17 protein-coding genes and 1 pseudogene are annotated in these 15,904 nt (G+C 69.8%); 6 read left to right on the top strand and 12 right to left on the bottom strand.

Annotation, left to right across the window (positions count from 1 at the left end; translation table 11 throughout):
- The first annotated feature begins 4 nt into the window (after positions 1 to 4).
- On the top strand, positions 5 to 964 hold the full coding sequence (locus GBA65_RS19325) for a DNA-3-methyladenine glycosylase family protein (protein WP_166397939.1): 960 nt from the start codon (positions 5 to 7) through the stop codon (positions 962 to 964).
- On the opposite strand, the gene GBA65_RS19330 is transcribed toward GBA65_RS19325, so the two are convergent.
- The 5 genes and pseudogenes from GBA65_RS19330 to rlmN all read right to left on the bottom strand — a co-directional run bounded on the left by GBA65_RS19330 (position 907) and on the right by rlmN (position 4,555).
- Positions 907 to 1,230, bottom strand: coding sequence for a trypsin-like serine protease (locus GBA65_RS19330; RefSeq protein WP_166397940.1), 324 nt, complete (start codon positions 1,228 to 1,230; stop codon positions 907 to 909). The genes GBA65_RS19325 and GBA65_RS19330 overlap by 58 nt on opposite strands.
- Positions 1,231 to 1,516: 286 nt before the next feature.
- Complete coding sequence (locus tag GBA65_RS26835; protein ID WP_407691119.1) at positions 1,517 to 1,840, bottom strand: PH domain-containing protein; 324 nt, start codon at positions 1,838 to 1,840, stop codon at positions 1,517 to 1,519.
- A 217-nt stretch (positions 1,841 to 2,057) separates the two neighbouring features.
- A pseudogene (locus GBA65_RS26840) lies at positions 2,058 to 3,011 on the bottom strand (PH domain-containing protein); the annotation flags it as partial.
- Positions 3,001 to 3,477 carry a PH domain-containing protein gene (locus GBA65_RS19340; RefSeq protein ID WP_166397942.1) on the bottom strand — a complete coding sequence of 159 codons (477 nt, stop codon included), beginning with the start codon at positions 3,475 to 3,477 and terminating at the stop codon, positions 3,001 to 3,003. The pseudogene GBA65_RS26840 and the gene GBA65_RS19340, both read right to left, overlap by 11 nt.
- A 7-nt stretch (positions 3,478 to 3,484) precedes the next feature.
- Entirely contained in the window at positions 3,485 to 4,555 is a 1,071-nt protein-coding gene (gene rlmN, locus GBA65_RS19345) for a 23S rRNA (adenine(2503)-C(2))-methyltransferase RlmN (protein WP_166397943.1), read from the bottom strand.
- A gap of 79 nt (positions 4,556 to 4,634) precedes the next feature.
- On the opposite strand from rlmN, the gene GBA65_RS19350 reads away from it, so the two are divergent.
- From GBA65_RS19350 to GBA65_RS19360, 3 genes are all read left to right on the top strand, one after another.
- Positions 4,635 to 5,783, top strand: a complete 1,149-nt coding sequence (locus tag GBA65_RS19350) for a MarP family serine protease (RefSeq protein ID WP_166397944.1) — start codon at positions 4,635 to 4,637, stop codon at positions 5,781 to 5,783.
- Positions 5,784 to 6,019: 236 nt separating this feature from the next.
- Entirely contained in the window at positions 6,020 to 6,244 is a 225-nt protein-coding gene (locus tag GBA65_RS19355; protein ID WP_166397945.1) for a DUF1059 domain-containing protein, read from the top strand.
- A gap of 259 nt (positions 6,245 to 6,503) precedes the next feature.
- A complete protein-coding gene (locus tag GBA65_RS19360; RefSeq protein ID WP_166397946.1) occupies positions 6,504 to 7,355 on the top strand; it encodes an alpha/beta hydrolase in 852 nt (283 codons plus the stop codon).
- A 204-nt stretch (positions 7,356 to 7,559) separates the two neighbouring features.
- Here GBA65_RS19360 and GBA65_RS19365 read toward each other — a convergent pair whose 3' ends face one another.
- Entirely contained in the window at positions 7,560 to 8,396 is an 837-nt protein-coding gene (locus GBA65_RS19365; RefSeq protein WP_166397947.1) for a CPBP family intramembrane glutamic endopeptidase, read from the bottom strand.
- 243 nt (positions 8,397 to 8,639) lie between these two features.
- On the bottom strand, positions 8,640 to 9,413 hold the full coding sequence (locus tag GBA65_RS19370; RefSeq protein ID WP_207955939.1) for an ATP-binding protein: 774 nt from the start codon (positions 9,411 to 9,413) through the stop codon (positions 8,640 to 8,642).
- Positions 9,414 to 9,746: 333 nt separating this feature from the next.
- On the opposite strand from GBA65_RS19370, the gene GBA65_RS19375 reads away from it, so the two are divergent.
- Both GBA65_RS19375 and GBA65_RS19380 read left to right on the top strand, forming a co-directional pair.
- Positions 9,747 to 11,432, top strand: coding sequence for a flavin-containing monooxygenase (locus GBA65_RS19375; protein ID WP_228281484.1), 1,686 nt, complete (start codon positions 9,747 to 9,749; stop codon positions 11,430 to 11,432).
- 226 nt (positions 11,433 to 11,658) lie between these two features.
- A complete protein-coding gene (locus GBA65_RS19380) occupies positions 11,659 to 12,711 on the top strand; it encodes an alpha/beta fold hydrolase (RefSeq protein ID WP_166397949.1) in 1,053 nt (350 codons plus the stop codon).
- A gap of 68 nt (positions 12,712 to 12,779) precedes the next feature.
- On the opposite strand, the gene GBA65_RS19385 is transcribed toward GBA65_RS19380, so the two are convergent.
- The 5 genes from GBA65_RS19385 to GBA65_RS19405 form a co-directional block, all read right to left on the bottom strand.
- Complete coding sequence (locus GBA65_RS19385; protein ID WP_166397950.1) at positions 12,780 to 12,968, bottom strand: hypothetical protein; 189 nt, start codon at positions 12,966 to 12,968, stop codon at positions 12,780 to 12,782.
- A 10-nt stretch (positions 12,969 to 12,978) separates the two neighbouring features.
- Positions 12,979 to 13,209, bottom strand: coding sequence for a hypothetical protein (locus GBA65_RS19390; protein ID WP_166397951.1), 231 nt, complete (start codon positions 13,207 to 13,209; stop codon positions 12,979 to 12,981).
- A 366-nt stretch (positions 13,210 to 13,575) separates the two neighbouring features.
- Positions 13,576 to 13,881, bottom strand: coding sequence for a hypothetical protein (locus tag GBA65_RS19395; protein WP_166397952.1), 306 nt, complete (start codon positions 13,879 to 13,881; stop codon positions 13,576 to 13,578).
- Positions 13,882 to 14,143: 262 nt separating this feature from the next.
- A complete protein-coding gene (locus GBA65_RS19400) occupies positions 14,144 to 14,563 on the bottom strand; it encodes a DUF4385 family protein (RefSeq protein ID WP_166397953.1) in 420 nt (139 codons plus the stop codon).
- A 7-nt stretch (positions 14,564 to 14,570) separates the two neighbouring features.
- On the bottom strand, positions 14,571 to 15,896 hold the full coding sequence (locus tag GBA65_RS19405) for an amylo-alpha-1,6-glucosidase (protein WP_166397954.1): 1,326 nt from the start codon (positions 15,894 to 15,896) through the stop codon (positions 14,571 to 14,573).
- Between the last annotated feature and the right edge of the window lie 8 nt (positions 15,897 to 15,904).

The following is a 15,904-nucleotide window of genomic DNA, read 5'->3' on the forward strand; positions in this document are numbered from 1 at the left end:
CACGATGGACGGAAGGCCCTGGCGCGCGTCCTTTGCCCTGGCGGGCCCGGCGGGCGAGCCGGTGGACCTGGCCCGTGCGTTCCGCTCGCACGGCCTCGCTTCCCTGCCGCCGATGCGCCTCGACGAGGAGACGGACACCCTGGAGGCGACCCTCCCGGTGCGGGGGTACGCGCCGCGCACCGTCCTGATCCGGGCGGACGGGTCCGGGGCCGGGCTCGCGGACGTCTTGGGCCCCGCACCGGAGGCCGAGGAGGGCGAGCGGATACTGCGCTCGGTGCGCCACGTGCTCCGGCTCGACGAGGACCTCTCCCCCTTCTACGGGCTCGCGGCCGGCGACCCCGAGCTCGCCTGGGCCACGCGGGGGGCGGGGCGCATGATCCGGGGCGCCACCGTCTTCGAAGAGGTCGTGAAGACCATTTGCACCACCAACTGCGCGTGGTCCGCCACGACCAGGATGATCGGGGCCCTCGTCGAACACCTCGGCGAGAGGGCCGTCGGGGCCCCACGGACGGGGACGCTCGGGCGCGCCTTTCCGACCCCGGAGGCGATGGCCAGAGCCGGCGAAGACTTCTACGGGGACGTGGTCCGGGCCGGGTACCGGGGCCGCTACCTGCTCTCCCTCTCGCGTTCGGTGGTCGAGGGCGCGCTGGACCTCGAGGCCCTCGACACGCCCGCCGAGGTTTTGCCGGACGAGGAACTGGAGCGGCGCCTGCTCGCGCTGCCGGGGGTCGGGCCGTACGCCGCGGCCCACGTCATGATGATGCTCGGCCGCTACTCCCGCCTCATCCTCGACTCCTGGACGAGGCCGACCTACGCCCGCCTCGCGGGCAAGGAAGAGGTCTCGGACGGGGAGATCGTTGAGCGCTTCTCCCCCTACGGCCGGTACGCCGGGCTCGCCTTCTGGCTCTACCTGACGCGCGGTTGGATCGAGGAACCGGAGAAGCCAGTCCCCTCGACGCCGTAGGCGTCGCTCCTGCTCGAGTAGCGCGGGTGTATGGAGATCGCCGAGGCCCCGCGAACCTGGCCCTGACCGCTGCTCAGCGCCGTCGTCCCGACGGTGACGCGAAGCTGGCTCGCCGGTACCCGAGCGCAGTGCGCGGCCGTGAGCACGTGGGTCTCGTCGATCAGGGTTCCGCCGCAGGCGAAGTCGTTCAGCGTGCCGGGGGCGTCGTTGCGGACGTACGCCGTGAACGGGTACTTGCCGTCCGGCACCGCGGTGCCGCCGACCACCCTGGTCTCGCGCGGCGGCTCGTCGGCGGCTAGCCACCCCGGTGCCCAGCGCCGCCGCGGCCAACAACACGACGGCCGAGCGGTGCCAACGGTGCCAGATCTAACCTTCGGACACGCTCCCTACGCCTTCGCCCACGCCGATCTCCCCTCCGAACCCTTACGCCGGTATCTCGTACCGATAGCTTGTCGGTACAACGGCCCGAGAACGTTGGCGCGTACGCCGAGCCCTCGCCACCACTTCGTAGGTTTCTGGCTCCTACTCGGAGACCGCCCTGGAAGAGTACTCCTAAGCGGTCCGTCCCTGGCCCTCCTCGGGCCGTCCGGCGCGCGCGGAGAGGGCGTCGACGACGCCGCGGGCGGCGCCCGCCGCGAGGTCCGTGAGCCGGAAGGCGGTTCCGCCCCGGCCGGAGGCGACTTCTATCTCGAGCGTCGCGAGATCCAGGCGCTTCTGCAACGGGGAGACGGAGAAGCCCCGGGATTGCAGGCGCCCGCGCGGGGCGACGACCGTGGTGCGCGCGAGGCGCCGGGTGCGCAGGATCACGCGGTCCTCGTTGAGCGCGTAGCCCCCGGCGCGGTGGCGGACGAGCCCGTAGAGGGCGGCCGGGGGCACGAGCAGGAGGGCGAGGAGGCCCAGGGGTACAGAAAGACCGAGAAGGGGGCCGCCACGACCAGCGCGGGCAGCGACGACCGGAAGGCGTAGCGCCGCCGGGCGCGGGCGGGCAGCGGCTGGAGGGAGGAGAGCGGGGCCGCGAAGAGGGGGCGGCGGAGCGCAGGAAGTCCTCGGCCTCGCTGCGGCGCAGCAGCGGGAAGAGCACCGTGGAGACGCCCTCCTCCGTCCCGAAGCCCGCGCTCTCGACGCGCAGGGCCGCGAGGCCGAAGGGCTGCCTGAGGGCGCCCTCGACGAGCCTCACGGCCTGGATGCGGGCGAGGGGCACCGTGGTCTCGTAGCGGTTGAGGAGACCTCGCTTGATGTGCAGGTACTTGCCGTCGGCAGAGCGCGAGAGGGTGAAGCCGGCGTGGGCGAGCACGGTTCCGAAGATCGCGAGCACCCACGCGAAGAGGGCGACGAAGAGGACGAGCAGGAGGGCCGCGAAGATCGTGCGCGGCAGCAGCGCCTCGGAGAGCCTCTCCGCGAGGTTGCCGGGCAGGAGGTCGTCCACGATCTGCGAGCCGCCGGCGACCACCGAGATCGCCACCCCGAGCTGGCCACTCGTCAGCCCCGCGACGAGGAGCGCCCCGGTCGAGAGCTTTCGCAGGACGGTCGGGGAGGGCTCTTCGACGGCCTCGCCCGTCTCGTCGAGGGTCCTGCGCGCCCGGGTGAGCTCCTCCCTCAGCTCCCGAGCGTCGGGGCGCGAGAGGGCGGAGAGCGAGACCTCGGGCTCTCCCGCGCCCCCCGCCGCCTCGAGGCGCAGCTCGACCACCCCGAAGACGCGCTGCACGATCCCCTGCACGGTGTTCACGCTCTGCACGTGCTCCAGGGGCAGCGAGCGCTCGCTCTTCTGCAGGACGCCGCGCTTGAGGTGGAACGCCCCGCCGGAGATGCGGTACGTCGTCGCGCGCCAGGAGAGCACGCCCCAGACGGCGCTCAGGGCGGCGAGCACGACGAAGGCGAGAAGCACGAGTAGCAGCGTCCTCATCCCGAATTCCCCGTTGACGAGCGCGGCGATGCCGGGGAAGGCGGCGACCCCGGCCCAGCGCCGGACCGTCGAGATCGCCGAGAGCAGCATCCCCACCGGGTGCAGGCGCCGCTCCTCGATCCCGGCCAGGGCGCTAGAGCTCATCGGCCTCGCGGGTGAGCTCGGCGATGCGGTCGCGCACCTCGGCGGCGGTCCCGGTGGCGAGCTGGGGGATCTCGTTCGGGCCCGCCGCCGTGTAGAAGACGACGGTGGAGAGCCCGAATCTACGCTGCAAGGGGCCCTGGCGGGTGTCGACGTGCTGCACCCGCGCCATCGGGACGAGCGTGCGCGTCACCCTGAGGAGGCCGCGCTGGAGGTCGACCTCGAGCTGCCGGATCTCGTACCTCCACCGCCGCCACAACAGCGGCGGCAGAAAGACCACGAGAAGGACGGCGAGCGCGAGCGCCGCCAGGACGGGCAGCGCCGCGAGGTACGCCGCCGCCTCGTTTCTGTACAGGACGTAGGTACCGAAGGCGCCGCCCGCGAGGATGGGGAGGGCCTGCAAGGCCCCCGTCACGCGCCAGAGCGAGCGGGCGCGCGGGTCGAGCCTCTCCCCTGGTTCGGCCTTCAAGAAGGCACTAGCCCAGCGGGACCACGACGCGCTCGGGCACCGCCGGCCTCCCGCGGAGGTCCTTGGCGGCGAGCTGGCCGCAGGCGGCGTCTATGTCCCCGCCGCGGCTGGGCCTCAGGGTCGCCGAGAGGCCGAGCTCCTTCGCGTGCTGCAAGAACTCCTTCGCGCGGCCCTTCGAGGTGGCGGAGAAGCCGGTGTCCGTCCAGTTGAAGCGGAGCAGGTTCAGGTGGTAGAGCGGGTGGTCGAGGAGCGTGGCCAGCGCCTCGACGTGGCGGGGCGCGTCGTTCACGCCGGCGAGGAGCGTGTACTCGAAGAAGAGCTTGCGGTGGGTCTCGTCGACGTAGTAGCGGGCGGCCTCCATAAGCTCCGGGATGGAGTGGCGCGACGCCACGGGCATGATCTCCTGCCGCTCGTCCTCGAACGGCGTGTGCAGGCTTATGGCGAGGTGGAACTGCTCGGGCTCGTCGGCGAAGCGCCTTATCTTGTCCACGAGCCCGCTCGTGGAGACGGCGATGGAGCGGGCGGCGAGGCCGAAGCCGTCGCCGTCGTTGAGGACCCGGAGCGCGGTTATAAGCTCGCGGTAGTTCAGGAACGGCTCGCCCATCCCCATGACGACGACGTTGCTGACGCGCTCCCCTTCGGGCTTGAGGTCGCGGGCGGCGACGAAGACCTGCTCGGCGATCTCGCGCGCCTTCAGGTTCCGCTTGATGCCCATGAGCCCGGTCGCGCAGAACTTGCAGCCCATCGGGCAGCCGACCTGCGTCGAGATGCAGACCGTGTTGCGCCCGGCCTCGGGGATGTTGACGGTCTCTATGAGGTGGCCGTCGTGCGTCTTGAACAGGTACTTGCGCGTCCCGTCGGAGGCCTTCGCGACGCGCAGGAGCTCGAGGGCCGCGGCGGGCGCCCCCTCGGCGAGGGCCTCGCGCAGAGGCTTGGGGAGGCTCGTCGCCTCCTCCCAGTCCCGGATGAGGCCTCGGGTGAGGGCGCGGTAGGCCTGTCCGAGGCGGTAGGACGGCTCGCCCCTCTCCTCGAAGAGACCCTTCACGTCCGGCATAAACTGTTCGGCCTTCAACCTCATCGCTCCTCTTGCTCGTGCGTAAAAAGGGATTATAAGACGGGAGAGCAAAACCGGAGCGAGGGACTGTAGAATTGGACGAGTGAGCGTACTCGATCCGTTCGTCTTCCTTTTCGTGCTGCTCCTCGTCTGGCGCGGGGCGCGCCTCGGATTCCTGGCCGGGGCGTTCTCGCTCGCCGGGGTGGTGCTCGGGGCGGCGCTGGGATCCAGGCTCGCGCCCGCCCTCCTCGGGGACCGGGGGGACCTCCTCTACGGCTCCGCGATCACGCTGGCGAGCATCCTGGCCTTCGCCGTGATCGGGGACATCCTGGCCCGCTCGGCGGGCGGCTACCTCCGCGAGAAGCTCGCGAGCCCGGCGTCGCGGTGGCTGGACGGCCTCGGCGGGGCGGCGCTCGGGGCGGCCCTCTCCCTGACCCTCGTGTGGGTAGCCGCGATCCTGGCCCTCAGCGCCCCCTTCCTCTCGCCCACGCACCCCGCCATGCGCGAGTCCGCGTTCGTGCAGGTTCTCGGGGACCGGATGCCCTCCCACCTTCTCGCCCAGGCCGTCGCCCGCCTCGATCCCCTCCCGGAGTTCCGGGGCCCCGAGGCCGACGTCGCCGAGCCGGACGAGAACGTCACGCGCGACCCGGACGTCTCGGCGGCGGCCTCGCGCGTCGTCAGGATCAGCGGCGTCGCCTGCGGCTACGGGGTCGAGGGCTCCGGGTGGGTGGCGGGCAAGAACCTCGTGGTCACCAACGCGCACGTGGTCGCGGGCGAGCTCTCCACCCGCGTCCAGCCCGCGGGCACGGGCGTCCCCCTCCCCGCGAAAGTGGTCGTCTTCGACGAGCGCAACGACGTCGCGGTCCTCAGGGTTAAGGGCTTGGGGCTCCCGCCCCTGCCGCTCGACGAGCCCGGGAACGACGAGCCCGTCGCCATCCTGGGCTTCCCGGAGAACGGCCCGTACGACGTGAGGAGCGGGCGCACCGGCGAGACGGAGCGCGTCATCTCCTCGGACGCCTACAACCGCGGTCCCGTGGAGCGCACCGTGACGAGCTTCCGCGGCTACGTCCGCCCCGGCAACTCGGGCGGCCCCGTCGTCAACGGCGACGGCGCGGTCGTCGCGACCATCTTCGCCAGCCGCGCCGACTCCGACAAGGCCGGCTACGGCATCCCCTCCTCCATCGTCCAGCAGCTCGTCGAGCTCGCCAAGGACCGCAGAACCCCCGTCCCGACCGACGAGTGCGCGAACTAGAAGCCCGCTAGCTCCTTCCCGGGCGATGGAGGACCAGGAGATCCGTCCGGGAGAACCTCGGTCTCGCGCCGTACGAAACGCCCGCGACGGGGTATCGAGGATCGCTGGGGTTCCACCTCTCTTCGTATAGATGCATCTGGCGGGTCGAGATTTAGTCCATTTGTCTCATGCGAGCGGCCCCGGGGGATGGCACCATCCGGCGACGTGGGAACGTGGCGAGGAAAGGGGACCGGGGCATGGTCAGGGCACTGCGTTGCGGCTGCGGCAGGAGGCTGGAGGCGGGCGACGACGAGGAGCTGGTCGGGCGGGTGGCCGGGCACCTGAGGCACGAGCACCCCTCGAGCGCGCTGGACGAGGGCGGGGTGCGGGCCTTCGTGTCCCACGCCTACACGCTGGATCGGGCCGCGCCCTACGACGACGGGGAGGGGCCGGACGAGGAGTTCGGGCCCGAGCCCTACTAGCTTCTCCAGCGTCATCCGTCCGCGTGGTAGGTTCCCGGCGGCCGCGCGAGCCACTTGCGGGGCCCGATCCGATATGCGGCCCCGAAGGTCCACGACGGCGCGCCCCGCGGCCCGGCCACACGCATGGGGATCGGCTCCGCGCCGACACCTGCTGGCCTCCACGCGGGAGATCCAACGGTAGTACGCCCGTATACCGACCGCGCGTTGCCGGGCGCAACCGACCTCTACTCGACGAGTCACCGTTATGAGGAGGACCCCTATGACCAACGAGAACACCCTCCAACCGGACGCTCCCGACACCGTCGTTCTGGTCCACGGCTTCTGGGTAACCCCGCGCAGCTGGGAGCGGTGGGTCGATCGCTACGAGAGCCGCGGCTACCGCGTGCTCGCTCCTGCGTACCCCGGCTTCGAAGTAGAGGTCGAGGCGCTGCGCGAGGATCCTTCTCCCGTCGAGGCGCTCACCATCCCGGCCATCGTCGAGCACTTCGAGGGCATCATCGGGGAGCTAAATCGCCCGCCGATCATCGTGGGCCACTCGGCGGGCGGGCTGCTCACGCAGATCCTGCTCGACCACGGTTACGGGGCCGCGGGGGTAGCCATCGACTCCGTGCCCGCCGAGGGCATCAGGGTCGTGCCGGTCTCGCAGATCAGGTCACTCTTCCCCATCCTGAGAAACCTCGCCAACCGCCACAAGGCCGTCGGTTTCACCCCCGAACAATGGCACTACGCCTTCGCCAACACCCTCTCGCGGGAGGAGTCGGACGAGGTCTACGAGCGCTACCACATACCCGCGTCGGGCAGGCTCGTGTGGTCCGGGCCCCTCGCCAACTTCACGCCGGGCCACCAGGACACCTACGTGAACTTCAGGAACGAAGACCGCGCGCCCCTGTTGTTTATAGCCGGGGGCGAGGACAACATCATGCCGCCCGCGGTCAACCAATCCAACGTGAAGCACTACCGCCGCACCAGGTCCATAACCGACTACAAGGAGTTCCCGGGGCGCTCCCACTACAGCGTCATCGGGCACGACGGCTGGGAGGAGGTAGCCGACTACGCCCTCGAGTGGGCCATAGAGCACGCCGCTACACGACGGCAGCCCGCGACCAGATAAGCAGCCCCAGGGTCGGGAGGAGAACCGCGAGCGCGGACCATCGGAACGGTCCGCGCTCTGGAACAGCGTAATCCGCGAAGCAAAAGGACGGGGCTACGCCGTGGCGTGGCGGCAGACGGTTACCGTCTGAGGGCCGTGTCCGGACGGGAGCGGCGGCACGCTGCCTGGCTGGAGTACGTATGCCCGGGCACGAGGAAAACGAACCTACGGAGGCGTGCCCCGCTCGGTTATCCCGGCGTGTGTCTTCGTGTGGGCGACCTCTGGATCTCCCCTTACGGTTTCGTCGGGCTTTCGCACGAGGCTGGTGCCGCTCGAGATCACGACGACGAGCGCGGCCACCGACCACACGAACGCGAGCAGCCAGTACTCCCGGGCGGGGTGGATCCCGCCCAGCAAGTAGCCCTGGAAGAAATTTATGGCGCCGTGGAAGAGCGTGGCGATAAGCACGCTGCCTCCGGTGTGCAGGTAGATCCAGGCGAACAAGACGGAGTACGCGGTGGTAAAGAGGAAGAAGGCCGGGATCGGCTGGCCGTACTGGGGTGTTCCGGGGACGAAGAACGCCGGCAGGTGCCACGCGCTCCAGAGCAAGCCCAGGACCAGGCTGGCGACGAGCGCCGATCTCGTAGCCAGCAACCGGGGGAGGGCGTACCCGCGCCAGCCCAGCTCCTCGCCGACGATGAGGACGAAGATCACCAGTTCGAGGACCGAGAGCTCGCCGAGCCGGGAGGGGGTCGGCGCGCCGAGCAGGAGATGCAAACCCGCCGCCGCGAGCGCGAGGGCCGCGGGCAGCCCAAACGCAACCGCGTACCAGAGCGCCCCGACGCGCCACCGCAAGAGGCGACCCCACAACCCCTTCAGCCCGGTCCGGCCTCCGGAAACGGCGACCACGATGGTCGCCGCGAGCGCCGGCCCTACCAGGCCCAGCAGGCCGAGGAGCGGTGAGACCTGCAGGAGGGGATACACCCACCACGTGAGGGCGTACGCCAGGACGAAGAACGCGATTAGCGGGTAGCGCTTGATGGGTGCGAGCACGGTGCCCACAACGGCCTCCTCTCAGCGCCTACGGCGGCGGGGCAATCGCCGCAGCCACGGAACGGGCGAAGGCCGCCGCCGATCCTAAGCCCGCGGACCGCCTTGGCGCGGGAGGTCCGGCGGGACCACGGCCGCTGGCGCGGCCCGACGCCGGAGCCGCGCCGCGAGACCAGTACGGCAGGCGTCCTGCGACGAGTTCTTCCTACCTAGACCTCATGTCCCACTACCTCCTCGAGCTGCCTCAGTTGCGCCTTAGCCGAGACCATCGCCAACACTCGATCGCGCAACCGGCACAGCAGGGGGTTCTCGAGCTGGCCGACCATGCCCACGCGCCACCGCCGCCGCGTTGTGCTCCGTGAGCGCGAACGACGGCTTCACCGCCACCGTCCGCTCCACGAAGAGGCGCGCCGCCTCGTAACGGGGCAGGCTCTCGACCTCCGGCAGACGACGGAGGTCGGGGAGGGTGAGCGAGGGGACGGGCCAGGCGACCTCCCCGATGATGCCCAGGGACTCCCTGCTGGTGGCCAGGACGCGCAGCCCGGGACAGGAGCGCAGCAGCCCCTCGGCGAGGGCGGCGCACGCCCCGATGAGGTGCTCGCAGTTGTCCAGGATCAGCAGCAGTTCCCTACTTCGGAGGTGGCCGGAGAGCGTCTCGGTCAGCGATCGTCTCGGCTGCTCGCGAGCTCCCACCACCGAAGCCACCGCCTGGGGCACGAGAGAAGGGTCCGACAACGGCGCCAGCTCCACAAGCCAGACGCCGTCCTCGAACCCCTCCACGAGACCCCGTGCCGCCTCTAGAGCGAGCCTCGTCTTGCCGCAACCACCCGGTCCGGTCAGCGTCAGCAAGCGGGCTTCCTCCAGCAACCGCCCCACCTCCGCCAGCTCCTTCTCACGCCCGACAAACCCGCTCAGCTCGAGGGGCAGATTGTGGAGGGAGCCCGCGCCGCGAAACCCGCGGGGGACGGCGACCGGCCGGCCGCGATCACCTCCTCGGGCCTTGCGGGTGGGATGCATCGCGTCGGGCATCGACATTGCTCCCAAAATTACTTGCAGTCGCCCCGCGATTGTAGCCGCCAGAAGATCGCATGGAAAGGGCCGGTGCCATGTGCGAGCAGCTTCGTACGTGCACCTCGCCAGACTAGAGCCGTGCCGCATCCGGTTGACCGCCGTTCCGGGCTAATGATACTTTTGTTACTTAGGGTGTGCTGTCGGGGATCGACGGATGCGGGGGATGGTCTGGCAAGCGGCGCGAAGGCATGGGGAATGTTGCGCCCCGCCGGGGCGGTTACTGTTGTCGCGCCGGACCAGAACGGGCCTTCGTGGGACGAAGACGGCGGGCTTCGACGAGACGAGGCATAGATGAGGCGCGCTCTGGACCACGACCAGGAGGAGGAAGGCATGTCCAGCACGCAACAGGACCAGCGGGGAGCAGGCGCGGAGGAGCGGGCGACCGACTTCGACGCGGTCGTCGTCGGGGCCGGGTTCTCGGGGCTGTACATGCTCCACCGCTTGCGCAACGAGATGGGGCTCACGGCGCGGGTCTTCGAGGAGGGCGACGGCGTGGGCGGGACGTGGTACTGGAACCGCTACCCGGGCGCGAGGAGCGATTCGGACAGCTACATCTACTCCTACTCGTTCGACAAGGAATTGTGGCAGGAGTGGGAGTGGAGCGAGCGCTACCCGGGCCAGGAGGAGATCCGCGGCTACCTCGAGCACGTGGCCGACCGCTACGACCTGCGCCGCGACATCCAGCTCTCCACCCGGGTGATCGGCGCCACCTTCGACGAGGAGAAGGGGGTCTGGGAGGTAAGCACGGACGCCGGCGACACCGTCACGGCGCGGTTCTTTATCGCCGCCGTCGGGGCCCTCTCGGCGGCGACCCGGCCGGACATTCCGGGCCGCGACGCCTTCGAAGGCGAGTGGTACCACACCGGGCTGTGGCCGCAAGAGGGCGTGGACTTCACCGGGAAGACGGTAGGGATCATCGGCACCGGGGCCACCGGCATCCAGGCCATCCCCCTGATCGCGGAGCAGGCCGAGCACCTCACCGTCTTCCAGCGCACCGCCAACTACGCCATCCCGGCCCGCAACGGCCCGGTTGACCCGGAGGTCAAGAAAGCGCGCAAGGAGGACTACGAGGGGATCTGGGAGCGGGTCCGCAACTCCTTCGCCGGGCACGAGCTCTGGTTTATCGAGCGCGGCGCCCTGGAGGACTCCCCCGAGCAGCGCGAGCGCGAGTACCGGGCGCGGTGGGACCGCGGCGGGTTCGGCCTGTGGGTGGGCAACTACCAGGACATCTTCGCCAACAAAGAAGCCAACGACACGATCTCCGAGTGGATGCGCCAGAGGATCGCCGAGCGGGTCGACGACCCCGAGACCGCCGAGAAGCTGACCCCCCGCGACCACGCCTTCGGCACCAAGCGCGTGCCGTTGGAGACGAACTACTACGAGGCGTTCAACCGCGACAACGTCGAGCTGGTGGATGTAAAGGAAACGCCGATCGAGGAGATCACCCCGACGGGGCTGCGCACCGAGCACGCCGAGTACGAGTTCGACGCCCTGGTCTTCGCCACCGGCTTCGACGCCATGACCGGCCCCTTGAACAGGATCGACATCCGCGGGCGGGGCGGTCGGCTCTTGCGCGAGAAGTGGGCGGAGGGGCCGCGCACGTACCTCGGGCTGACCAGCGCGGGCTTCCCCAACCTTTTCTTTATCACCGGGCCCGGCAGCCCGTCGGTGCTCACGAACATGCCGGTCTCCATCGAGCAGCACGTCGAGTTCGTCTCGAAGATCGTCGGCGACATGCGGGAGCGCGGGGCCGAGACCATCGAGCCGACGCAGCGGGCCGAAGACGAGTGGAGCGGCCACGTGCAGGAGCTGGCCCACGCGACGCTGTTCCCCGAGTCCGCCACCTGGTACATGGGCGCGAACATCCCCGGCAAGCCGCGCGTCTTCATGCCCTACCTCGGCGGAGCCGGACCATACCGGGAGAAGTGCGACGAGATCGCGAAAAACGACTACGAGGGGTTCGTCCTCAACCCGTAGAGCGAGGGCGGCGCACCGTTCTCGTGTGCGCCGCTCCATCCCGCCGAGGGGTTGATTCACGAGCGGCGATAAGGCCGGGAGCGCCGCTCCTGCCCCGACTGTAAACGTGCTCCCGGTGTTTCGTGCGTGCGGAGGCGGCGCCGGGTTTCGGCCACTGGCATCATATTCGTGGAAGAGACAGGCGCGCCGCCTCCGGGGTGGCGCGGGGGCGAAGGGAGAGCGGCAAGTGATCGAGAATCCGTACTACTCGCCGGAGTTTCACGGTTCGTACGAGCTGTTCTCCCTGGGCGATTTCGTCCTCGAAGAGGGCTACACCCTGCGCGACTGCAAGCTCGCCTACACGACGTTCGGCGAGCTGAACGAGGCGAAGGACAACGCGATCCTGGTGACGACGTGGTACTCGGGGACGCACCAGATCTTCCGGGACGCCTACATCGGCCCCGAGCACGCGCTGAACCCGGAGAAGTACTTTATCGTCGTCATAAACCAGATCGGCAACGGGCTGTCATCCTCGCCCCACAACACGGTGGGTCCGCACGCCATGTCCCGGTTCCCGCACGTCAGGATAGGCGACGACGTCCGCGCGCAGGAGAAGCTGCTGCGCGAGCAGTTTGGCATCGAGAGCCTCGAGCTGGTCACGGGCGGCTCGATGGGGGCGCAGCAGACCTACGAGTGGGCGGTCCGCTTCCCCGAGAAGGTCAAGCGGGCGGCCCCTATAGCCGGAACGGCGAAGAACACCCCGCACGACTTCATCTTCACGCAGGCGCTGATAGAGGCCATCACCTCGGACCCGGGGTTCCGGGATGGCTGGTACGCCTCCCCCCTGGACGTTCGCGAGGGGCTGCACCGCCACGCCAGGATCTGGTCGGTCATGGGCTTCTCGACGGAGTTCTGGAAGGGCGAAGGGTGGAGACCTCTGGGCTTCGCCTCCGAGGACGACTTCCAGGTCGGCTTCATGGACGCCTACTTCGAGGTGATGGACCCCAACGACCTTCTGTGCATGGCGTGGAAGTGGCAGCGGGGGGACGTCAGCCGCCTCACCGGCGGCGACCTCGGCGCGGCGCTCGGCCGGGTGACGGCCAAGACGTACGTCATGCCGATCAGCGAGGACATGTTCTTCCCCGTCCGCGACTGCGAGGCAGAGCAGAAGCTCGTCCCGGGCAGCGAGCTGCGCGTCGTGGACAGCGTCGCAGGACACCTCGGCCTGTTCGGCTTCGAACCGGACTACATGCCCCAGATCGACCGGCACCTCGGCGAGCTTCTCGAAACACCCGCGTAGGCTCGCCGCCCCACCGTCGGGTTCCCGCCCGAACTCGGCGTCTGCCCTTCGGGAAGCCGGCCGAGGGGCTAGCGGTTCTCCTGGATGATCTTCTCCAGGGAGAGGCGGCTGCGCTTCAGCTCCGCCTCGACGACGGAGAGGCGAGCGAGCTGGGACTCGCCGAGCCGGTCGCGCTCCACCTCGGAGGCGACGGCGGCGGAGGCTTCGTCTATGGCGGTTACCGCGCTCTCCAGGAGCAAAAGGTCTCGCTCTTCCATAGGGGCAATACTACCGGAAGCCGTACCTCTCGTTGTTGCGCTTCGCAACGAGGTAGGCGTCGATCGTCGCCCAGAGGCCCACGATGGGCATGAGGACGAAGCCGATAAGGACGGTCGTCAGGGCAGCGTTGATAAGCTGCACCACTATAAACACGACGCCCTTCGTGACCTGTCCGTTGTAGATCTGCCCGAGCCCGGAGAGGATCAGGCTAAGCACCGCCGCCAGTAGCGGGCTCCTCATCGCGTCCTCCTCATCGCCGAATCACGCGTCACCCATGGATACGCCCGGCGCTCCTACCGGTTGCGCCGCCGGGGTTTCCCCTCGAGCCCGGGTTACTCCTCGGTCGCCGCTCACCCAGGCGCGAGTATCGCGGCCGGAACCTGATGAGAGGGCCGTAGCGGCGGGCTCTGTTCGTGGAGACCCGGCGGGAGGCAAAAGGCTTACCGCCAGGGGGCCAGCTTGCAGACCTCCGGCGACAGGCACGCCGTCGTCTCCTCCGGGGGAGCGGGCCCGCCCAGGTGGTAGCCCTGCCCCGGATCGCAGCGCAGCTCCCCGAGTTCCTCGATCTGCCTTCGCCCTCGATGCCCTCGGCCACCCGGGGCGTGCTCAAGACAACCTCATCGATACGGCCTGCAAGCTCCCGACGGTGCGGTCGAAGGCGTCTTCGTGCTCGGCGTACTCCTCGCGCTGCTCCAGGTGCCCCAGGGTGTAGGCGCTGGCGTCCTGGGCGTTGTACTGCACGCACAAACTCGACTCTCGCGCCAGACCCTCGGAGGCCCGGAGCTTCAGGGGCCGAACTTCTCGTTCGTCGCTGTGGAGACGCTCCACGACCACGAGGACCACCATCCCCGGCACGAGGAGCAGGATCAGGAGGGTGGGGATCAGGGAGCGTACGTATGGCCTGGCGAACACGGGCGCCCCTGCAACACCTCGCGGAGGGGGCGATCGGCGGCGACGGACTCTCGCACGCGCCACAAACCTGCTCTCGCTTGCGAAGCGCCAGACTCCGCTGGAGACCGAGCGTACTGCTTCTAGTTAGTTCTTCGACTCGCGTGCGTTCCGAGGAGAACCCGGCCGCGGCCTCTCCCTCATAAAGGGCATCGGGCAGGGGGTAGGCTCCTCGTTGCGGCCCCCTCGCCATCCGAGGCGCCGCTCGCGCGCACGTTCGGCGGGCCTACCGTCTGCGGCGCTGGAACTCTCCCTTGAGCCTCAGGTACTCGTCGTCCTCGGCCGCCGCGCGCCACTTCTCGTAGAAGATCTCCGCGGCCCGGCTCTTCTCGGGGTCGGGCTCGTCCAGGGGCTTGCTCTTGTTCCCGCCCTTGTGCATCGCGTAGCGCCTGGACCGCGTGTACCCCATCTGCAGGTACTTTCTCGCGACGTCCATCCCGACGAAATCCCCCTCCGCCGCGTAACCCCGGAACTTCTCGTGGATGGCGTCGGCGGATTCGCGCGCCGCCTCGACGGTCTTGAAGCTCCACAGCGGCAGGAGCTCGCCCTTGTAGGGCTGGGCGTGGAAGACGCCCTCCTCGCCCCGGCCGATCCGGTACGCCTCCGGGTGCTCGCGCAGGTCCACGCCGTCGTAGGGATAGCTCATGCTCCCCTTATACACCCACGTCGTGGCGCCCGCCGAACGCCGGAACACCCCGTAGCCCCAGGCGCCCCACGCCCTGCAGAGGGTCCCAACCTCGAACGAGCCTGCGACGCGCCCGGTCGGGCTCCAGGCCGAGCACCGCGCGCACGAGCAGCGGCGCGACGGCCGCCGCCCAGGCCTGCGGGCTGCACGAGGTCGGGTAGGGGACCGGCTCGGGCCGGTCCCGCCGAGAGTAACCGGCGAAGACCTCCGGCAGGCGGTGGCCGAAGGATGGCGCGGCGTCGAGGAGGGCGAGCGCGACGCGTCCCGCCTCCTCCCGAAGGCCGTAGCGGGAGAGGCCGTGGGCTATCAGAGCGTTGTCGTGCGGCCAGACCGCGCCGGTGTGGTAGCCCTCCGGGTCGTAGCCGCCCTGCCCTTCGGCCATCGTCCTTATCCCGAAGCCGCCGAAGAGCCCCTCCCCGAGGAGGTGATCCGCCAGGCTTCCGGCCCTCTCCCGGGGGACTATGCCGCTCCAGAGGAGGTGCCCCGCGTTGGAGGTCAACGAGTCGACCCGGCGCCCCTCGCCGTCGAGCGCGAGGGCGTAGTAGCCCCCTTCCTCGATCCAGAAATCCTCGTTGAATCGAGCTTCGAGCTCCGCGGCCTCGCGCCGCAGCTCCCGAGCGAGGGGCGCGTCGTGCCACGCCGCCTCGGCGAGCTCGGCGCCGCGCAGCAGGGCGTCGTAGGCGTAGCCCTGGACCTCGCAGAGCGCGACGGGGCCGCGCGCTTCCCGGCCGCTCCGAAAGAGGATGCAGCGGTCGGAGTCCTTCCAGCCCTGGTTCTTCAGGCCGCGCTCGGAGCGGGAGAGGTAGTCCACGTATCCGTCCCCGTCCGAATCTCCGTGCTCGCGGAGCCAGGCCAGGGCTCGTCGGGCAGGCCCCTCCATCTCCCTCGCGAACGCGTCGTCTGCGGTCCAGCGCCACGTCTCGTTCAGCAGGACGAGGAACAGCGGCGTCGCGTCGACGGTGCCGTAGTAGGGAGAGTGCGGCACCTCGCCGAGGGCCGCCAGCTCCCCGAGCCTCGACTCGTGCGGGATCTTGCCGGGCTCCGCATCCCGGTAGTCGTCGAACCCCTCGGACTGGAGGCGCGCCAGCGCCCTGAGAACGCTCCTCGCCGGCCCCTGCCCGAGCACCACGGTCGCGTACGCGGTGAGCAGGGCGTCCCTCCCGAAAAGGGCCATGTACCACGGCGCCCCGGCCGCCGGCACGCGGAGCCCCTCCCCCGCCTCGAAGGAGAGCGCCTCCAGATCCTCGATCCCCACCGCCCAGGCCTCCCGCAGCGCCGCGTGACCCGTCTCCAACGCGGGGA

This window comes from Rubrobacter marinus, from assembly GCF_011492965.1.
Taxonomy (GTDB): Bacteria; Actinomycetota; Rubrobacteria; order Rubrobacterales; family Rubrobacteraceae; genus Rubrobacter_F; species Rubrobacter_F marinus.

Coding starts and splice junctions, on each gene's coding strand:
- GBA65_RS19325 (WP_166397939.1), top strand. CDS start 5: ATGGACGGAAGGCCCTGGCGCGCGTCCTTTGCCCTGGCGGGCCCGGCG.
- rlmN (WP_166397943.1), bottom strand. CDS start 4,555: ATGAGGTTGAAGGCCGAACAGTTTATGCCGGACGTGAAGGGTCTCTTC.
- GBA65_RS19355 (WP_166397945.1), top strand. CDS start 6,020: ATGGTCAGGGCACTGCGTTGCGGCTGCGGCAGGAGGCTGGAGGCGGGC.
- GBA65_RS19360 (WP_166397946.1), top strand. CDS start 6,504: ATGACCAACGAGAACACCCTCCAACCGGACGCTCCCGACACCGTCGTT.
- GBA65_RS19370 (WP_207955939.1), bottom strand. CDS start 9,413: ATGCCCGACGCGATGCATCCCACCCGCAAGGCCCGAGGAGGTGATCGC.
- GBA65_RS19375 (WP_228281484.1), top strand. CDS start 9,747: ATGAGGCGCGCTCTGGACCACGACCAGGAGGAGGAAGGCATGTCCAGC.
- GBA65_RS19385 (WP_166397950.1), bottom strand. CDS start 12,968: ATGGAAGAGCGAGACCTTTTGCTCCTGGAGAGCGCGGTAACCGCCATA.
- GBA65_RS19390 (WP_166397951.1), bottom strand. CDS start 13,209: ATGAGGAGCCCGCTACTGGCGGCGGTGCTTAGCCTGATCCTCTCCGGG.
- GBA65_RS19400 (WP_166397953.1), bottom strand. CDS start 14,563: ATGAGCTATCCCTACGACGGCGTGGACCTGCGCGAGCACCCGGAGGCG.